The organism is Embleya sp. L77, from assembly GCF_055557415.1.
This window is the reverse complement of record NZ_CM145709.1, coordinates 3,016,627-3,034,484: the sequence shown is the minus strand read 5'-3', so window position 1 is coordinate 3,034,484 and position 17,858 is coordinate 3,016,627. Positions and strand designations below refer to the sequence as shown.

The 17,858-nt window shown below is 69.8% G+C and carries 22 protein-coding genes; 9 read left to right on the top strand and 13 right to left on the bottom strand.

Annotated features, from left to right (window positions below):
• Positions 1 to 56: 56 nt before the first annotated feature.
• Positions 57 to 731, bottom strand: coding sequence for a DedA family protein (locus ACZOOI_RS12765; protein WP_465280763.1), 675 nt, complete (start codon positions 729 to 731; stop codon positions 57 to 59).
• A 209-nt stretch (positions 732 to 940) separates the two neighbouring features.
• On the opposite strand from ACZOOI_RS12765, the gene ACZOOI_RS12760 reads away from it, so the two are divergent.
• Positions 941 to 1,477 carry a hypothetical protein gene (locus ACZOOI_RS12760; protein ID WP_391588067.1) on the top strand — a complete coding sequence of 179 codons (537 nt, stop codon included), beginning with the start codon at positions 941 to 943 and terminating at the stop codon, positions 1,475 to 1,477.
• An 81-nt stretch (positions 1,478 to 1,558) separates the two neighbouring features.
• Entirely contained in the window at positions 1,559 to 2,707 is a 1,149-nt protein-coding gene (locus ACZOOI_RS12755) for a CapA family protein (protein WP_465280762.1), read from the top strand.
• A gap of 221 nt (positions 2,708 to 2,928) precedes the next feature.
• Here the strand turns inward: ACZOOI_RS12755 and ACZOOI_RS12750 are convergent, their stop codons facing one another.
• The 8 genes from ACZOOI_RS12750 to ACZOOI_RS12715 form a co-directional block, all read right to left on the bottom strand.
• Complete coding sequence (locus ACZOOI_RS12750) at positions 2,929 to 3,462, bottom strand: DUF6879 family protein (RefSeq protein ID WP_465280761.1); 534 nt, start codon at positions 3,460 to 3,462, stop codon at positions 2,929 to 2,931.
• A gap of 34 nt (positions 3,463 to 3,496) precedes the next feature.
• Positions 3,497 to 4,663, bottom strand: a complete 1,167-nt coding sequence (locus tag ACZOOI_RS12745) for a methyltransferase domain-containing protein (protein WP_465280760.1) — start codon at positions 4,661 to 4,663, stop codon at positions 3,497 to 3,499.
• 59 nt (positions 4,664 to 4,722) lie between these two features.
• A complete protein-coding gene (locus ACZOOI_RS12740) occupies positions 4,723 to 4,872 on the bottom strand; it encodes a hypothetical protein (RefSeq protein WP_465280759.1) in 150 nt (49 codons plus the stop codon).
• A gap of 32 nt (positions 4,873 to 4,904) precedes the next feature.
• Positions 4,905 to 5,771 (bottom strand): helix-turn-helix domain-containing protein, encoded by an 867-nt coding sequence (locus ACZOOI_RS12735; protein WP_465280758.1) that lies wholly within the window; start codon positions 5,769 to 5,771, stop codon positions 4,905 to 4,907.
• Positions 5,768 to 6,280 (bottom strand): DUF6879 family protein, encoded by a 513-nt coding sequence (locus tag ACZOOI_RS12730; protein ID WP_465280757.1) that lies wholly within the window; start codon positions 6,278 to 6,280, stop codon positions 5,768 to 5,770. The genes ACZOOI_RS12735 and ACZOOI_RS12730 overlap by 4 nt, the downstream gene beginning before the upstream one ends.
• Entirely contained in the window at positions 6,264 to 6,458 is a 195-nt protein-coding gene (locus ACZOOI_RS12725; protein WP_465280756.1) for a hypothetical protein, read from the bottom strand. The genes ACZOOI_RS12730 and ACZOOI_RS12725 overlap by 17 nt, the downstream gene beginning before the upstream one ends.
• Before the next feature lie 105 nt (positions 6,459 to 6,563).
• Entirely contained in the window at positions 6,564 to 7,040 is a 477-nt protein-coding gene (locus ACZOOI_RS12720) for a GNAT family N-acetyltransferase (RefSeq protein WP_465280755.1), read from the bottom strand.
• Between the two features lie 58 nt (positions 7,041 to 7,098).
• Positions 7,099 to 7,539: a nuclear transport factor 2 family protein gene (locus tag ACZOOI_RS12715; protein WP_391588073.1), complete on the bottom strand. Its 441-nt coding sequence runs from the start codon at positions 7,537 to 7,539 to the stop codon at positions 7,099 to 7,101.
• A gap of 223 nt (positions 7,540 to 7,762) precedes the next feature.
• On the opposite strand from ACZOOI_RS12715, the gene ACZOOI_RS12710 reads away from it, so the two are divergent.
• Positions 7,763 to 8,872, top strand: coding sequence for a S1C family serine protease (locus tag ACZOOI_RS12710; protein WP_465280754.1), 1,110 nt, complete (start codon positions 7,763 to 7,765; stop codon positions 8,870 to 8,872).
• A gap of 117 nt (positions 8,873 to 8,989) precedes the next feature.
• Entirely contained in the window at positions 8,990 to 10,018 is a 1,029-nt protein-coding gene (locus tag ACZOOI_RS12705) for an RDD family protein (protein WP_465280753.1), read from the top strand.
• A 25-nt stretch (positions 10,019 to 10,043) separates the two neighbouring features.
• Here ACZOOI_RS12705 and ACZOOI_RS12700 read toward each other — a convergent pair whose 3' ends face one another.
• Positions 10,044 to 10,235: a ferredoxin gene (locus ACZOOI_RS12700; protein WP_465280752.1), complete on the bottom strand. Its 192-nt coding sequence runs from the start codon at positions 10,233 to 10,235 to the stop codon at positions 10,044 to 10,046.
• 308 nt (positions 10,236 to 10,543) lie between these two features.
• Between ACZOOI_RS12700 and ACZOOI_RS12695 the strand changes: the two genes are divergently transcribed.
• Entirely contained in the window at positions 10,544 to 12,589 is a 2,046-nt protein-coding gene (locus ACZOOI_RS12695) for a serine/threonine protein kinase (RefSeq protein WP_465280751.1), read from the top strand.
• Positions 12,590 to 12,640: 51 nt separating this feature from the next.
• Here the strand turns inward: ACZOOI_RS12695 and ACZOOI_RS12690 are convergent, their stop codons facing one another.
• The gene (locus ACZOOI_RS12690; protein ID WP_026218597.1) at positions 12,641 to 13,063 is read right to left on the bottom strand and encodes a hypothetical protein; all 423 of its coding nucleotides are present in this window, start codon (positions 13,061 to 13,063) and stop codon (positions 12,641 to 12,643) included.
• Positions 13,064 to 13,288: 225 nt separating this feature from the next.
• Between ACZOOI_RS12690 and ACZOOI_RS12685 the strand changes: the two genes are divergently transcribed.
• From ACZOOI_RS12685 to ACZOOI_RS12675, 3 genes are all read left to right on the top strand, one after another.
• Entirely contained in the window at positions 13,289 to 14,029 is a 741-nt protein-coding gene (locus ACZOOI_RS12685) for a nuclear transport factor 2 family protein (RefSeq protein ID WP_465280750.1), read from the top strand.
• 13 nt (positions 14,030 to 14,042) lie between these two features.
• Positions 14,043 to 14,582, top strand: a complete 540-nt coding sequence (locus ACZOOI_RS12680; RefSeq protein ID WP_465280749.1) for a nuclear transport factor 2 family protein — start codon at positions 14,043 to 14,045, stop codon at positions 14,580 to 14,582.
• A 106-nt stretch (positions 14,583 to 14,688) separates the two neighbouring features.
• The gene (locus ACZOOI_RS12675; RefSeq protein ID WP_465280748.1) at positions 14,689 to 14,979 is read left to right on the top strand and encodes a hypothetical protein; all 291 of its coding nucleotides are present in this window, start codon (positions 14,689 to 14,691) and stop codon (positions 14,977 to 14,979) included.
• 79 nt (positions 14,980 to 15,058) lie between these two features.
• Here the strand turns inward: ACZOOI_RS12675 and ACZOOI_RS12670 are convergent, their stop codons facing one another.
• Complete coding sequence (locus tag ACZOOI_RS12670) at positions 15,059 to 15,262, bottom strand: hypothetical protein (RefSeq protein WP_391588081.1); 204 nt, start codon at positions 15,260 to 15,262, stop codon at positions 15,059 to 15,061.
• 142 nt (positions 15,263 to 15,404) lie between these two features.
• Between ACZOOI_RS12670 and ACZOOI_RS12665 the strand changes: the two genes are divergently transcribed.
• Positions 15,405 to 17,078, top strand: coding sequence for an MFS transporter (locus tag ACZOOI_RS12665; protein WP_465280747.1), 1,674 nt, complete (start codon positions 15,405 to 15,407; stop codon positions 17,076 to 17,078).
• A gap of 264 nt (positions 17,079 to 17,342) precedes the next feature.
• On the opposite strand, the gene ACZOOI_RS12660 is transcribed toward ACZOOI_RS12665, so the two are convergent.
• Positions 17,343 to 17,831, bottom strand: coding sequence for a YcxB family protein (locus tag ACZOOI_RS12660; protein ID WP_465280746.1), 489 nt, complete (start codon positions 17,829 to 17,831; stop codon positions 17,343 to 17,345).
• Positions 17,832 to 17,858 lie beyond the last annotated feature (27 nt).

The following is a 17,858-nucleotide window of genomic DNA, read 5'->3' as shown; positions in this document are numbered from 1 at the left end:
GCAGCGGGCGGGTCGATCCGGCCGCCGCGAAGCGATGGTGGAACCGCCGTGCGCCCTCACGTGGCGTGCGGTTCGAGCTCCTCGTTCGATTCGTCGCCGGAGGGCCCGTTCCCGCCCTTCCCGCCGCGGCGCCTGCGGGCCGCGAGGATCCGTCGGACGACCTCGACCAGCACGGTGATCAGTGCGGCGGTGGCCAGGCCCGCGCCGATGCCCTTGATCGGGCTGTCCTTGAACGCGGTCCCGCCCCAGAACCCCAGCAGCACCCCGTAGATGGCCCAGGTCAGGCCCGCGATCGCGGTGAATATCCGAAAGCGGCCGATCGGATACTCCACCATGCCCGCCACCAGCGAGACCGCGGTTCGGCCGCCGGGGATGTACCGGGCGACCACGATCATCGCGCCGCCGCGTTCGGCCAGCCAGCGTTCCGCCTGTTTGCGGGCCCGCCGACCGCGCTCGCCGTTGAGCATGTGCCGATTCGCGAACGGTTCGGCCCACCGGCCGATCGCGTAGGTGATGTTGTCGCCGAGGAAGGCGCCGAGCGCGCCGGCCAGTATGAGCAGGAAGAGGTTGGGCGAGAAGCCGGTGACGGTGGCGAACACGCCGCACGCGATCAGCGCGCTCTCGCTCGGCAGGATCGGCAACATCGCGTCCAGGAGCGCGGTGAGGAACACGATCAGGTAGGCCCACGGGGAGCCCGCGAAGGACATGATCGGGTCGAACCACGCGTCCACGGTCACTCCTTCGACGGTGTGCGAAACCGGTCCGCGACCGACTCGGACGATTGTTCGGCGGCCGCCTGTTTTCGGCGGCTACCCGCCCGGAGCACAAACAAGGCACCGTGCGCCGATCGGTCGAACGTCTGTCACGCTTGATCCCTTCGCCTCGACCTCTGATTCGAGACGGATCAACAAACGCTCACGAACAACGCGAGGGACGTGGCATGGACGCCGTTCACGAAGGTCTGGACGCCGTGCGGGCGGAGCTGGTCGGCCTCGATCGCCCCGTGGTGCGCCTGCTGGAGCCGGGTCTGCCGGCCGAGGCCGTGCGTACCCGGGTGGGCGCCGCGGTTCCCGCCGAGCTGGTCTCCTGGTTCGGCTGGGCGGACGGCACCCGCGAGGAGCCGGACCAACTGGTGGACGAGGCATCGTTCATACCGGGCTACGTCCTGGTCAGCCTGGCCGAGGCGCTGGAGTTCCGGGACGAGGTCGAGATGGACCAGCCGGAGGGTGTGCAGTGGTTGCCGCTGCTGGTGTCGCCGGCCGCCGACTTCTACGCGGCGGTCTGGGACGGCTCGGACGTCCAGGTGGCGAGCTATGTGCAGGGCGCGGACGAGCCGATGGTCTACGCGTCGATCCCGCTGATGTTGCGCACCGTCACCGAGAGCTTCCGGACCGGGGCCTTCGAGGTGGACGAAGAGGGCTACTTCGACATGCACCCCGAACTCTGCGACCGGGTCTATGAGGCCCTGAACGGCTGAAACGTTGCACGCGGGTGAGGTAATTCACGTCACGCCCCCTCGTACATACGGGCGCGTAGGTCGCTGGGCTACCTTGTCCGCGTGCCTATACCCCGCCGCCGGACCGTCGCGCTCGGCCTCGCTCCGCTGCTGATCGCCGGTCTCGCCTCGTGCGGGTTGTTGTCCGACTCCGAGGACTCGCCCGGCGGCACCGAGAACGCGGCGGACGCGAACCCGGCGGCCGGTACGGGCGGCTCCTCGGCCGCGCCCGGCGGCGGGTCCGCGCCGCCGTCGGCTCCGGCCGCGCCGGGCACCGAGATATCCGTTGCGTTCGCGGGTGACGTGCACTTCTTCGAGCGCACTCTGCCGCGTTTGAACGCGGGCGCCGAGGGGGCGCTGGGCCCGATCGGCAAGACGCTCGCGGCGGCCGATCTGGCGATGGTCAACCTGGAGAGTGCGATCACCGAGCGCGGCACGCCGGAGAACAAGACGTACCACTTCCGGGCTCCGGCGAAGGCGCTGACCGAGCTGAAGGCGGTCGGGATAGACGCGGTCAGCATGGCCAACAACCACGCCGTGGACTACGGCAAGGTCGGCCTGGAGGACTCCGTCGCCGCCGTCCAGGATCCGCCGATCGGCGTGGCCGGTATCGGCAAGGACGCGGCGCAGGCATACCGCCCGGTGATCCGGGAGGCCAAGGGCGTCAAGGTCGCGTTCCTGGCCGCGAGTCAGGTGCAGGACATCACCAACCAGCTCTACCAGGCCGGGCCGAACAAGCCCGGGATAGCGACCGCGCTGCAGACCGACCGGCTGGTGCAGGCGGTGCGGGACGCGAAGAAGCAGGCCGACGTGGTGGTCGTGTACATGCACTGGGGCATCGAGGGCGACAAGTGCCCGAGTGCGGACCAGAAGAGTGTGACCCGCAAGCTCGCGGACGCGGGCGCGGCGGCGATCCTGGGCACGCACGCGCACGTGATGCAGGGCGCCGGCTGGCTGGGCGACACCTACGTGGGCTACGGCTACGGCAACTTCCTCTGGTACGGCACGTCCCCGTATCCGAACTCGAACGACACCGGCGTGGCGACGCTGACCATCAAGGACGGCAAGGTCGTCGGCGAGAAGTTCACGCCCGCCTCGATCGACAAGCGCGGAGTGCCGATGCCGGTGACCGGCGCCGAGTCCAAGCGCATCCTGGACCGCCGGGAAACGCTCCGCCCGTGCACCGGATTGGCCGCGACGCCAAAGAAGTAGCCCGCGGCGCCGGGAAGTTCGGCGATGGTGCCCACGCGGGGACCGGGGCGGTGTTCGAAGGCGCCCGCCCCGGCCCGGTCTTTGCCGCCGCCGGACTGCCGTCCCTGGCGGTCGCCGCCGGCACGGACATCCGCCCGATGAGGGCAACGGGCCGCCCGGGAGCGGCGAAGGGCCGAACGAAGCGGAACGACGCGCGCGCCCACAGGATGCATGACGCTTCGTCAGTCACGCGGATCGCCATGTTCGGCCCACCAGGCTTCGAACGGCTCGGCTTCGGCGAGCGCGATATCCCGATAGCGGACGAATCGGCGCGTTCTCTCCTCCGACAACACGTCGGCACCGGTGAACGCCCCGGCGGCGTCGTAGTTCATGACCGATGCGGTAACCGCGTCGAAGAGCCAGAAGTCTGCGACGCCGGCGAGCGGATTTGCCCGTCCGGTGGTGTCGAGGATGAAGAACTCCTCCCCGGCCGTCATGTTCGTCAGGTAGCCCCAGCCCAACTCGAACCGTAGATAGGGAGTCAGGGGCCGAGCAAGCACATGCACGCGATAGACCCGCCGCCCAGCACCCGCGTGCCTCCGAAGCTTCGACAGCCAGGCAGCGTTGTAGTCGGCCGGTGGTGGCTCCCCGGCGAGGAAGGCTCGGTAGGCATCCACGTTGCCCGACTTGCCGTAGTCGTCCAGCGTTTCCAGTCGGAACGCCTCACGTTCGAAGGTGTCGAAGAGTTCCGCCAACCGCTTGGGCGGGTTGGGCATCGTGGGCCTCCCGGATTCTTCGTCACAGTCATCCTCATCGAGGCCACGACGGGTCGGCGACACCCTGCCCGATCGGAAACCCTTTGGATGATTCGGGGGTTCGTGCTTGTTGCGTGCCGTCGGCGGAGACGGTCCAGCCGAACGCTTCCATGCCCGGACGGTCGGCCGCGCACCACGTGGACCAGGCCGCTTCGACCTCGTTCCACAGGCGGCGTGGTCCGTGCTGGTGGACGGCGAACGTGTCGAGTCGCCTTCCGTCGTAGTCGACGCTTGCCCACGACGTTCCGGCCTCGTCGCCCACCCACAGGCGGGTGTGCACGCCGTCGACGTCGGGGTTCTCATCCCAGTGCTGCCAGACGCCGGGGGTCATCAGGCCGATCGCGAACTCCGCGGCGAGGTTGCCGCCGGCCACGTCCCAGGGCGATACGGCCGTCGTGCTCGAGGCGGCGACATGTTCGGGGGAGACGACTTCGTACACATCGGAGATCCGGGAGCGATGTCCGCGCAGGTGCATGAACGCCCCACCCGCGCGAAAGCGCCCCTGCGCTCGGCCCTGCGCGTCCACGGTGGCCACGAGGGTGCCGTTTGCGGTCCAGGCGGTTGCCCAGGGCGTGACGATCACGGCTCCGGGCCGGCATTGCCGAATCCAGGCCGGTGGAATGTGCGTAACGGCGGCGGTGGACAAGACTCGGTCGTAGGGTGCGCCGGTCGCCCAGCCCTCGGCGCCGTCTCCCCACACGACGGTCGGATGCCGACCGAGCGCCGCCAAACGGGTTCTGGCGATCCGGGCCAGATGCGGGTCCACTTCGATGGTCACCAGGCGGTGATCGTCACGCAGTCGGTGCGCGAGCAGTCCGGCGTTCCATCCCGTGCCCGTGCCGATTTCCAAGACCCGGTGGCCGTCGGCCACTTCGAGGGCCAGGAGGGCGGCCGCCACGATCGATGGTTGGGACGCGGAGGACGACGGCCAGTGTGCCCCGTCGGGTCGGGGACTGCCGCCGTCGCACATCTGCACGACCACCGGCACATCGGCGTATGCGGCCGCCCACCACCGCTGCGGCTCCCGAACCCGCTCACAGCGCTCGTGCCGGTCGCCGTCCGGTCGGCGCAGCCACACCAGGTCCGGAAGGAACACATGCCGCGGCACCCCCAGAAACGCCTCCCGCCACACCTGGGGCAGTTCCCCGACGGTTTCCTCCACCTGCCGGAGCAGATTCACCCGCGCTCGCCACAGGGCCCTGGCCTGGGCCGACACTCCCCTCACCGGCCCTTCGGGGTGCCGGGGTTGGCCGGCTTGTCCGGCGGAATCGGCGGCGGCACCGGCTTCTCGGGCTTGTGCCCGTCGTCGGTCGCGGGGTCGCGGTGTTTGGCCATGGAATTCTCCTCGACGGATTCGGAGTCGTATTCCATGAATACGTGGGAGGCTGGTCGGGTGTCCAGCCTCAGTCGCGCTCCTGCATGGTTTGCTCCCGAAAGGATTCGGACCACGTTTCGATCTTCCGTCGAGCATCGTCGCCGGACAGCGAGCGGGCCACAAAGTAGTCGAACAATTTTCGATGGTAGGCGACATCCTTGGGATCACGGAGTACGAGCCGTCCACTGAACAATTCGACGGTGACCAGGTGACCGTCATAGATGACGAACGTGTTGAACGGGGCGTCGTTCACGCGCCCCCGGAGTGGCAGTATGTGTACGTGCACCCGAGGGAGTCTGGATACTGCCACGAGATGGTCCAATTGGAGCGCCATCGCCGAAGGGCGGCAAAGTTGCCAGCGAGCGGCCGATTCCGTCAGGAGGAAATCGAATCGTTTTCCCTGATCATGAAGTACGGATTGTCGCTCGAGCTTCATGACCATCATCCTCGCCGTGTCGCCGGCCGTGGGGTCGACGGCGGGCGACAAGGATTGTCGCATGTATTCCGGCGTTTGGAGCAGGCCGGTGATCATCGTCGGCAGGAAATACCGGAGATGCTCGGCGCCGGCTTCGAGCATCGCGAGCTCGCGCTGTCGGTGATGGAGGCCGCGGCGCACCGACGCGCGGACATCCTCGTACTCGGTGTTCGCGATCTCCGCCAGACGCCGAATCTCGTCGGCCGTGGCGGCGTCCACTCCGAGGGCTTCCAGTATGTGTTGCACATCGAGGATGGACGGCAGAGTACGCCCGGTCTCGATTCTGGAGATCTTGCTCTGCGACATGCCGCAGCGGATGGCCAGGCGCTCACCGGAAAGGCCGGTTGCGCTACGCAGAGCCCGGAGAGCAGAGGCCAGGCGTAACCGGTCCCGGCCCGCCTGTTGCGGATCGAAGTTCAATCCGAGACGTATTCCGCGAAGGGGACGGACAGAGTCAGCGCCGATTCCTTCGATCGTTGATACCGATCGAGATCCGGTGCTTCGAGCAGGGTTCGGGATACTTGCGCCCCGTGCTCGTCGTACTGCATTTCGACGACTTTCGAGTCGTCGAACATCCAGAAATCCGAAGGCATGGGTGGAATTCCCTGGCGGCTGGTCGTGTCCAGGATTCTGACGTCCTCGCCGGCGGCGACATTGTAGTGGTAGGCCGCGAATTCGTATCGAAGGTAGTCGGACAGAGGGGGCGTGACGATATGGACCCGAACGACCTTGCGCCCGCCGGCCCGATAGCGAGCAAGCTTCGTCAGCCACGGGTCGTCCTCGGGCAGATCCAGGCGCCCGGTCGTCATGAACCGAGCGTATTCCTGTTCCTCGCCGAGCACGGAATAGGAGGCCAAGGTCTCGAGCCTGAAGGCCTCGCGTTCGAACGAGTCGAAGAACGAGGCCCAGTGCTCACCATCCAAGTGCACGCGCGGCCTCCCGGAGTACGTCCTCCGGCAGCGATACGACGGCTTCGCCCGCGGGCGTCCGATGGTCCACGAGGAAGCCTTGGACGGCGATCGTGCCATCCTCGTCGGTGGTGAAGACGGTCGGACAGTCGTTCGACCGACATTCGGGATCCCCGCCCGAGACGCGCGACAGCTTCATGATTCGCCCTCCGTGTCCGCTCGACTACCTCACGGTGACGCTAGAAGACGGCCCCGAACCGGGCAAGGACTACCCGCGTTCCCGCATAAACCGCGACAGCGTGCGTCAGCCGTTCGCGAGTGCGCTCAATGCGTCGCCGGCGAGGCGGTAGCCGATCCATTCGCGTTCGGGGGTGGCGCCCAGGGCGTCGTAGAAGCCGATGCCGGCCTCGTTCCAGTCCAGGACGGACCATTGCAGGCGGGCGTAACCGCGGGCGGTGCAGATGGCGGCCAGGCGCTGGAGGAGGGCCTTGCCGTGGCCCCCGCCTCGGGCCTGCGGGCGGACGTACAGGTCTTCGAGGTAGATGCCGTGTACGCCCTCCCAGGTGGAGAAGTTCAGGAAGTACAGGGCGAGGCCGACCGGCTCGCCCGTGGTGTCGTCCTCGGCGATCAGCGCGAAGGCCGCCGGGTGCGGGGCGAACAGGGCCGTGTGCAACTGGGCCTCGGTGGCCTTGACCTCGTGCAGCAACTTCTCGTAGGCGGCGAGCTCGCGCACGAGGGTGTGGATGGCGGGGATGTCGGCCGGGACGGCTTCGCGGATCATGCCTCGAAGCTACCTCGTCGCCGCCCGTCGGCTGCGGGAGTTTTCGGGCCCGTGGGCGCTATGCCGTCGGGGCCACGTACATGTAGGACTTCTCCTCGCTGCGCGTGGAGATCCGCCACTCGCCGTCCACGCGTGTGAAGGTGTCGAGGTACCACAGACCGCAGAACATCACCGGGCCCGGCGTCTCGTCGTCATCACCCTTGAAGACCATCGGGTTGTGACACATGGTGCGGCCCGTGGCGGTGTCCCCGTCCACGGTGATCGACGAGTTCGAGATCAGGTGCTGGTACGCGCCGAAGCCCGGCATCACCGAGGCCAGGAACTCCTTGGTCTCCTTCAGGCCGCCCTTGGAGCCGCCCATCGCCGAGTAGTCGATGTGCGCGTCGGCGGTGAAGACCGTGTCCAGCGCGTCCCAGTCGCCCGTGTCCACGGCGTGCGAGTACCGGACCATCAGGTCCTGGATCTCCATCCGGTCCGAGATCTCCTGAAGCGTCAGCATGTGCGTGCCCACCCTCTCCGGCGCTGCGGCGTCGTTCCGTGCTCGCGGGGACGACGTGAGGGGCCAACTTGACACGAACAAGCACATGACGAAAGAGGCAGACCTCGGCGGGACGGTGAAAAGTCCGATCCCGGGGTTAGTACGAAGAATGCTCGGGGGACCCGACCCGGTATCGGCAACCGGGCCGTCGCCGACGGCAGCCGCCGAACCCGAGGGAGACATCGTGGGCGAGACGACGCGGCGACGGGCCACGGTCGCGCTGACGGCCGCTGTGATCGTGCTGGGCGGCCTGAGTGCGTGCACCGACGACAACGGCTCGACGAAGGGTTCCGGCCGTGACGGCGGCAATGCCGACGGTAAGGTCGCGTCCGGCTCGGCCGCTCCGAGCAACAGTCCCGCGAACGACCTCCAGGCGCAGTACCAGCAGGTGGTGCGCAATGTGCTGCCCTCGGTCGTCCAGATCACCACGCAGAGCGGCCTGGGCTCCGGGGTCGTCTACGACGACAAGGGCAACATCGTCACGAACGCGCATGTCGTCGGCCGGGCCACCACGTTCGAGGTCACCCTCCCGAACGCGAGCAAGCCGGTCGGCGCCAAACTCGTCGCCGCCTTCGCCCCGGACGACCTCGCGGTGATCCGCCTCGACAACCCGCCCGCCGACCTGAAGCCCGCCCGGTTCGCCGATTCGAGCAAGCTCCAGGTCGGCCAGATCACCATGGCCATGGGCAACCCGCTGGGTCTGGACTCCAGCGTCACCGAGGGCATCGTCTCGGCCATCGGCCGCACCGTCAGCGAGCCGCAGTCCTCCGGCTCGCCGGGCGCGACCATCTCCAGCGCGATCCAGACCTCGGCGGCGATCAACCCCGGCAACAGCGGTGGTGCGCTGGTGGACCTGGACAGTCAGGTGATCGGGATCCCGACCCTGGCCGCGGCCGACCCGGAGACCAACGGCGGTGCGGCCCCGGGCATCGGCTTCGCCATCCCGGCCAACACGGTCAAGTCGATCACCGACCAGATCATCAAGAACGGCAGGGTGGAGAACTCGGGCAAGGCCGCGCTCGGCGTCACGGTGCGCACCGTGGCCGGGCCGAACGGCCGGGCCACCGGCGTCGGCGTGGTCTCCGTCCAGGACGGCGGCGCCGCCAAGGCCGCGGGCATCCAACAGGGCGACGTGATCACCTCCATCGACGGCCGGGAGATCACCGACGTGGTGGCCCTGTCCGAGGTGCTGGGCGGCAAGCAGCCCGGCGACCGGGTCGAGGTGAGCCTGATCCGGGCCGGCGACGGCGGCAAGGCCACCGTGAACGTGACCCTGGGCGAACTCGAGGGCTGACGGCACCGCAACGCACCGAAGCACGCTCGAAAGCACGCCCGAAGCACGCGGGAATCCCGCCCCGGATTTCGCGAGCGATCCGACGGAAGGGACGATCTGCGCGATAACGTCCCGCCCATGACGATTCCTCAGCCGCCACGCGGGCCGGGGTCGCCGTACGGGGAACAACCATCCGTCGACGGTGATCCACACCTGTCCTGGCACCAACCGCCCGCGACCGCACCGCCCCTGATCCCGGATCAGGGGCGACCGCCCCTACCGCAACCACCGCCACCGCCCGCGTCGGCGTACCCGCAGCCCGGCGCGCCGTCCTACGCGATGCCGATGCCGATGCCGACGTCGGCCGGCGACGGGCAACTCCCGCTCGCGTCCCGGAGCATGCGGCTGATCGCCCGCACCACGGACTACCTGCTCACCACCGCGCTCGTGCTGCCGCTGTGGTTCCTGGCCTACCACTACCTCCAAACCAAGGCCACGGACCTGCCCACCAAGGTGGTCCGCACCGCGTTCCTGGACGTCGTCTTCGGCCGGGCGGGCGAGGCCCAACGGGCGCCGCTGGAGGCGGTGGACGGCCTGTGGGGCACCACCAAGACGCTGCTGCTCCTGCTGATCCTCGCGCACCTGCTGGTGCCCGCCTTCTACGACTGGTTCATGCACGCCCGGTTCGGCCGCACCCTGGGCAAGATCGTGGTCGGCGCGAAGGTGGTCCCGGTGGGCACGTCGGCGCAGGCGGTCCGCGGCCGGGTGCCGGTCGGCGCCTGGCGGGCGGCTCGGCGCACCCTGGTGGCCGTCGTGGTGCCGTGGGCCGCGCTGTTGCTCACCTGGTACGAGATCGCGCTGCGTCAGTGGGGTACGGCGGGCCTGTTCGCGCTGCTGACCCTGATCGGCTTCCTGGACCCGCTGGCCGTGCTCGGCCCGCGTCGGCGCACATGGCACGACCGCACCGCCGGCACCGTCGTGGTGAACGTCAAGCTGCTGGCCCGGAGTTGGTCGGTCACGCGCAACGCGTCCGCGGCGGTGGCCCAGGGGGCCCGCGGCGCGTCCGGCATGGTGGTCCAGGGCGCCCGCGGTGCGCGCGACCGGTGGCAGTCGAGCCGTACCGCCGGGGCCCGGCCCGAGGACCCGAACCGGCCCGGGACCGGGTGAGGCGCCGTCCCGGGCCGGCTGAGCGTCACTCCTGGATCGAGATGGCTCGGGTCGGGCAGACCCGGGCCGCCTCCTCCACCTGCGGCCGCAACTCCTCACCCGGGTTCTCGTTCAGGATGTAGAGGAAGTTGTCATCCCGAACCTCGAACACCTCGGGTGCCTCGGCCATGCAGAGTGCGTTGCTCTTGCACTTGTCGAAGTCGACGACGATCTTCACGTTCGGCCCTTCGGTCGTGGAAGCGGTGCGATGCGGCGATACCTTCGAGTGATGCCGGACGACGGCGGTCCCGGTCGGCGCGATTCGGCGGCCGTACCGGCCGATCCGCGAACCGTCGCCCCACGCCGAGCCGTTGCGGCACCCGGCGCAACCGCTGGCCTATCACGCGCCCCCTCGGGTAAGGCGAGCCTTTTCCCTCGAACGGGGAACCAGCCGGTGCCCTGGGGAGGTCACAAGACCGGATGAGAGGATTCCATCCCGGTACGGCCGCAGCCGCGGGCCGGCGAACCAACACGGGAGGCACGTCCATGACGGCCGATGGCGGCGCCGAGATACGTTCGTTGCGTCCGGGCGATCCGCAGCACATCGGGCCCTTCCGGATCACCGGCAGACTCGGCGCGGGCGGAATGGGCGCGGTGTACGCGGGCCTGGACGGCTACGAACGCCGCGTCGCGGTCAAGGTGGTGCACGCGCAGTACGCCGACGACCCCGAATTCCGGGCCCGCTTCACGCGCGAGGTCAACCTGCTGCGCGCGATCAAGGGCACGTGTACGACACCGGTGCTCGACGCCGATGTCGACGCCGAGACACCGTGGTTCGCGACCGAGTACGTCCCGGGGCCGACCCTGGACGTGCGGGTCAACCAGGGCGGCCCGATGCACGGCGACGAGTTGATGGGGCTTGCGGCCGGGCTCGCCGAGGCGCTCGTCGCGCTGCACGACGCGGACGTGATCCACCGCGACCTCAAACCGCAGAACATCATCTGCTCGCCCGCCGGGCCGCGCGTGCTCGACCTGGGCATCGCCCGGTCCATGGAGGACAGCGGGCTGACCCGCACCGGCATGATGATCGGCTCGCCGGCGTGGATGAGCCCGGAACGCTTCAAGGGCCACGACAGCACGCCCGCCGCCGACGTGTACGCGTGGGCGATGCTGATCACCTACGCCGCCACCGGAGTGATCCCGTTCGGCACCGGCGCCCCCGAGGTGGTCGCGCTGCGCGTGCTCCAGGAGGAGGCCGACCTGTCCGGCGTGCCGGACGTACTGCGCCTGATCGTCAAGCGGGCCTCCGACAAGGAACCGCACTACCGGCCGCACGCCCGCGAGTTGCTGGCCTCGGTCACCCACGTGTGGCGCGGCGCGCTCGGCAACGCCGCGGCGCCCTCGCTCGACCCGGTCGCGGACGCCACGTCGTTGATCGGGCAGTTGTGGACGACGCCCGCGTCCGGCGGCCCCTGGCAGGTGCAGCAGAATCAACAGCAGCAGGCGCCGCAGCCCCCGCAGCCACGGGTGTACGAGCCGCCGCGCGGTCCCGCCCGCTCGGGCGGCACCGCCGCGTTCGGCGCACCGTCCGTATCGCCGCAGACGCCCCCGCCGGCCGGCGGCCGACCCTCGCACGACCCCTACGGCGCGTCCCAGACCCAACCGCCGCTGTACCGCGACGCCCCGACCTCGGGCACGCACGGCGTCCCGCCGCAGTCCTCCGGGCAGTACGGGGCACCCTCGGGCCAATACGGCGCGCCGTCGGGGCAATACGGTGCTCCGTCCGGCCGATACGGCGCGCCCTCGGGGCAGTACGGCACCGCCGGGCAGGGCTACGCGACGAATCCCCATGAGGCGCCCACCGCCCACGGTGCCCACACCCCGCCGCCCACCGGTCGGGCGGCGGCCCGGCAGGGCGGGTCCGGCGGCGGCGCCGGGCGCAAGCGCCTGCTGCTTGCGGTCGGCGGCGTGGCGGCGGTCCTGGTGATCGGGGTCGGCGCGGCGTTCGCGCTGCGCGGCGGCGGCGACGAGGACAAGAAGAAGCCGGAGACGCAGAAGACTCCGACCGCCGAGACACCCAGGCTCACCGGCAAGACCGGCGGCTTCACCCAGGACATCAAGGGGATGAAGTTCGCGGTCCCGGCCACGTGGGAGCTCAAGCAGGTCAGCGACACCGAGGTGTGCGTGTTGCCGAGCGCGACGCCGGCCGCGCAGCGCACCACGTGCGAGCGGGCGGGCCTGCGGATCTGGGTCGGCAAGAACAGCGAGCGCAAGGTCGACTTCAAGGATCAGGCGGGCTGGACCCTCGGTGCGAAACCGACCTGCGTGACCCGGGCCGACGACGCGGCGGCGCCGACCAGCAAGAGCGACGGGAAGAAGTACGCCGAACCGGGCAAGGGCAGCCTGACGTTCGAGTACGCGTCCTACAGCGTGACCTGCAAGAGCGGCGACTCGTTCCAGCCCCAGCTGTGGTGGTTGCCGCAGTCGATGATCTCGTTCTCCACGGCGGGGCTGTCCCGCGAGTACGACGCGGACCTGAACAAGATCCTGGCGTCGGTGAGCGTGACGGGTTACAAGAAGCCCGCTGCGTAACCCGCCACGCCCGACCGGGACAAGGACCCTGCGAAGGGCCGGAGCGGGAGCCTAGAAGTCGGCCGCCGCGGCGACCGGCAGGAACGGGTTCTCCGGTCCGGCCGGGAACGAACTCCAGCTCTGCTCCTCGTACAGGTTCATCAACTCGTGCTCGGACTCCTCGGTGTCCGGCCACTCGGCGTTGACGACCACGTGTACCGAGGGCTGGGGATACTGCTCCCACCACTGGACTATGTGGCCCTCGCCGTCCACGGGGACCGGGTGGTGCTCGACCCGGTGCACCATCATGTACGGACCGCCGGTCCACGGCCCTATGTGCGCGCCGCCCAGCGGGATCGCCGAGATCGAGTCGCCGCCGCGCGGCAGGGCCGGTCCGGCGAAGTCGCCCGAGAGCAACGAGCCCACGTACCCCGTCGGGGGACGGTCCGGTGGGACGTCCTGGTAGAAGTCCACCCGGACCCTGTACCGGATCACTCGCGTCCCCTCCGCTTCCTCTTCGTGTCGTGCTCGCAGCGAGCCCGGCCGGCTTGTTGCGACCGGTAATACGTATACCAGCCGGCGATGGTTCCGTTCCGACGATCGGGTGGGGGCTGGACTTCCCGACGGGCCGCGGGCAGGATCACGCGCACCGGAGGCGGCAGGCAGCGCCCGGATTTCTCCGTGCGGCCGGCTTCGCCGGGACCAATGCGGGGAGGCACGATGGGTGGCACCCGGGACGAGGCGGCACTTGCACGGAGCGGACCGGTCGGCGGCGATGTGGCCGCCTGCGTGCGCCGATTCACCGAGTGGACGATGACCGACGGCGACCTGAGCTGTCGGTACGTCTGGCTCAACCTGCCGGACCCCACCGGCGGCACCGTGCGATACACGGTGCCCGGCACCGAGATCGTGCGGCGCCTCGGCGCGGGTGATCGCGTCGAGACCGTGGGCGAATTCCGCAACGGCGACGCCGTGGACGCGATGATCGCGCGCTGGCGGACGGCGGGTGGTCCGGTCGCCGGGTACGACGGCGCGGAACTGCGCGGCATCGTCGGCTGGGCGCCGGAACCGCTGCCGCTGCCGATCCCGCGGGCCGAGGTCGAGCGGGCCTTCGGCGACCTCGCGGCGCGCCTGGCCTCGGCCTCGGCCGGCGGCGAGTGGGCGCCGGTCGCCGCGGTGTTCACCGACGAGGTGCGCGTGCGCGACCACGTGGTCGGCTTCGTCGAGGGGCGGCATGCGTTGAGCGCCTACATCCGGGACGGCGTCCGGCGTTCGCCGTTCAGCCGCTACCGGGTCCGGCTGCGGATCATCGACGGCAACCGGGTCTCGACGGTGCTGCGCGCCGAGGGACCCGCCGGCGGCCTGGACGTCAACGTGGTGCTGCACTACGCGGGCGGGCGCCGCTGGTCCTATCTGGAGATCGTGTACAACCCGCAGGAGGTCGTTCGCCCCGGGGCCTGACAGGGTGTCGGTTATGGACGACGTACAGCGCCTGCCGGCCCACGAACAGATCCGTCAACTCGCCGCGCGCTACGCGCTGGCCCTGGACAGCCGGGACCTGGACGCGCTGTGCGGGCTGTTCGTGCCCGACGTGCGGGTGAGCCGGGAGGAGCGCGGACGCGCCGCCCTGCGGGTCGCGTTCGCGGCCCAACTGGCCCCGCTGGGGGTGACCATCCTCAATGTCGGCACGCACGTGATCGATCTGTTGGACGCGGACCACGCGACCGGACACGTGTATTGCAAGGCCGAGATCCAGGAGGGGCCGCGCTGGTTGCACCAGGCGATCCTGTACCGCGACGTGTACGAACGGCGGGACGGCGTCTGGTACTTCGCCCGCCGTCGGCACGACCTGTGGTACGGCGCGAACGTCGGTGCGAACCCCGCGGGACTGCCGCCGGCGAACTGGCCGGAGCGCTCGTTCGGTTCGGGTACGGTGCCCGCCATCTGGGAGACCTGGCGGGAATTCCATCGATCCTCGGACGAGCCGGGCGGATCGGGTTCCGTCGGCGTTTGACGGGGCAGGCGAGGAGCAACCGGTTACTCGGCGGCGGCTCGAGTCGACTCGGCGACCGACGCCGACTCGGCGGCGGACTGCCCACTCGGCGGCAGGAAGGTCGGCCATGGCGCGCGACAGGCTTCCGGACGGCGCGAGGAACGCGGCTGCGCGTACCGGCGTGCTCCTGGCGCTGACCATCGTCGCGGCGATGGTCGCACTGCTGGGCGTCTGGGCGCACACCTGGTTCTGGGTGTGGGCCATGCTCTTCGTCGGCCTGGGCATGCTCGGCATGGCGTGGAGCGCGCTGGAGATCCTGATCGCGCTCCAGGTGGCCGAGGAGCAGCAGGACCGGGACCTCGGCGTCTACCAAGTCCGGCCGGTCGAGATGCGTGCCCGGCGGCGCACCGGCCGCTGATCGGGGCGCATCGGTTCCGGCGGGACACGAACGGGGCGCGGCACCGGGATCGGCGCCGCGCCCTGCGGGGTGTCCGCGGTCAGGGGACGATGCGCTCGACCGCGGCCGGACCCTGTTCGGCCAGCCGGCGGCGGGCCTCCTCGATGTTCTTCTCGGTCAGATCCTTGCCCTCCGCAAGCACCAGATCCTCGGGATCGACGGGCGTCTCTGCGCCACTGCGCAGGTCCATCCGGGGCCGGTCGCCCTCGGGGATCTCGTTCACGGGAATGCGCTCGTCACTCATCTGGCCGTCCTTCGCTCGGGACTGGGGTCGGTGCCCCCGCACCGACCCCGACTACCCGTTGCGTCGGGAGCGGGAACCCCGCGCCGAACTTTTTATACAGCCGTCCTAGACAGCTGTCTTATACGCCCGTACAGTTCCTGTCATGACCTCCACCACAGCCAAGGCCGGCCGCAAGGAATGGATCGCCCTGACGGTCCTGCTGCTCCCGCTCCTGCTCGTGTCGATGGACATGGGCGTGCTGTACTTCGCGCTTCCGTTCATCAGCGAGGACCTCGAACCCACGGCTCCGCAGCAGTTGTGGATGATGGACGTCTACGGCTTCCTGCTCGCGGGCCTGCTGATCACGATGGGCGCGCTCGGCGACCGGATCGGGCGGCGCCGGTTGTTGCTGATCGGTGCGGCGGCCTTCGGGGCCACCTCGGTGGCCGCGGCCTTCGCGAACAGCGCCGAGATGCTGATCGCCACCCGCGCGCTGCTGGGCGTGGCCGGCGCCACGCTGATGCCCTCGACCCTGGCGCTGATCCGGAACATGTTCCACGACCCGGCCCAGCGGCGGACCGCGATCGGGGTGTGGACCGCCGCCCTGACCGCGGGCGCCACCCTGGGCCCGGTGGCCGGCGGCCTGCTGCTCGACCACTTTTGGTGGGGCTCGGCGTTTCTGCTCAACGTTCCCGCGATGGTGCTGCTGCTCGCGGTCGGCCCGTTCCTGCTCCCGGAGTTCAAGGACGCCGCGGCCGGTCGGCTGGACCTGATCAGCGCCGGGCTCTCGCTGGTGGCGGTGCTCGCCGTGATCTACGGGATCAAGGAGATCGCGGCCGAGGGTGTCGCCCCGCGCTACCTGATCGCCATCGTGGTCGGCCTGGTCGTGGGCTTCCTCTTCGTCCGGCGTCAGCGCACCATCGCAAACCCGCTGATCGACCTCGAACTGTTTCGCAATCGGGCCTACAGCGCCTCGATCGCGGTCAACGTGATCGCGAGCATCGCAATGCTGGGCTCCGCGCTGTTCAACACGCAGTACATGCAACTCGTGCTCGGTATGCGGCCGTTGGAAGCGGCGCTGTGGTCGCTGACGGTGATGCCCGGGATCATGGTCGCGCTCACCGTGTCCGGCATCGTGGCCAAGCGGGTGCGGCCCGGATTCCTGATCGGGGCGGGGCTGCTCCTCGCGGTGGCCGGCTTCCTGGTGATGAGTTCGGCTCGACCGGGCTCGCCGCTCGTGCTGGTCCTGGTCGGTGCGGGTCTGGTGGCCGCCGGGGTGTTGATCGCGACCACGCTCACCGCCGAGATGATCCTGACCGCGGCGCCGCCGGAGCGTGCCGGTGCGGCGGGGGCCACCTCGGAGACCGGCAGTGAACTCGGCGGGGCGCTGGGCATCGCGATCCTGGGCAGCATCGCGGACGCGGTGTACGGGCGGGACATGCGGGACGCGACCGTGCAGGGAGTGCCCGCCGACGCGATGCACGCGGCGAACGACACGCTGGCGGCGGCGAGCGCGACCGCCGGGCGGATCTCGGGTGGGGCCGGTGAGCAACTCCTGGACACCGCGCGGAGCGCCTTCACACACGGCATGCAATACGCCACCCTGGGCGGCGCGGTCCTGCTGACGCTGGCCGCGGTCGTCGCCACCGTCCTGCTGCGCGGGGTACCGATCGCCGCCGAGGCGGAGGCCCGGGCGAAGACGGCGGCCGAGACGGAAGAGCGGCCGCGGATCGAGACGGACGAGCGGGCCCGGACGCAGACGGGGACGGGCGCGCAGGCGCAGCCCGCCGGGCTCGCCGCCGCGGCCGGTGACGAGCCGGTCCGTATCCGGCGCTGACCGGGCGTCCGTCCACACCGTCCGTGGTGGAGGCGGGCTGGAGGCGGGCGATCCGAGACACCCGAAGGCGACCCCGCGAGGGGTCGCTTTTGTGGTGAATGCGGGGAATGCCGAACGGATGAAAGCCAATAGCGTGCAGGCAACCGGATAAACACGCCCGATCAGGTCGAATCGGCATTGACTCTCACCATTTCGAGCACCGTGTTACGCCGAAAGCCTTTGCCCACAGGTTTTCCACAGGATGTGGATCTTCCTTGTGGAAGATCAGCGCGTTGCCCGGCTCCGGCTGTGGATAAACGTCTCCAGTTCGAGGTTTTCGGCGTCCGAAAAGACCCGGTCCGGAATGGTCATCGCCTGGGTGGGGCCGAACTCGAAGATCCATTGGGCGTCCACCCGGCGCACCTTGCGGAAGGTGTCCCACGGGGTCGTGCTGCGACTGCCGCCGAGCGTGGTCGTGAACTCCTCGTCGGTCAGGGTGACCTCACACGGCACGCCGTGCATGTGTTTGTTCTGCCGAGTGGCCTGGATCGGTGCCCAGAATCGCAGCGCGAGCATCGCCACACCGAAACCGACGAACGCGAGCGGCCACAACACGGTCGTACCGGACAGCAGCGCCTTCGTCACCAGGACCACGCCCAGCACCGAGAGCACCGCCCCGGCCCCGAACAGGCCCCGGAAGAGGCCGCGCCGAAAGGCGAGCACGCCCTCCGCGATATCGGCCTCGGTCGGGACGTAGGTGGTCGAGATATGCACCCGGCCATGGTCGCACGCGGCCCGCTC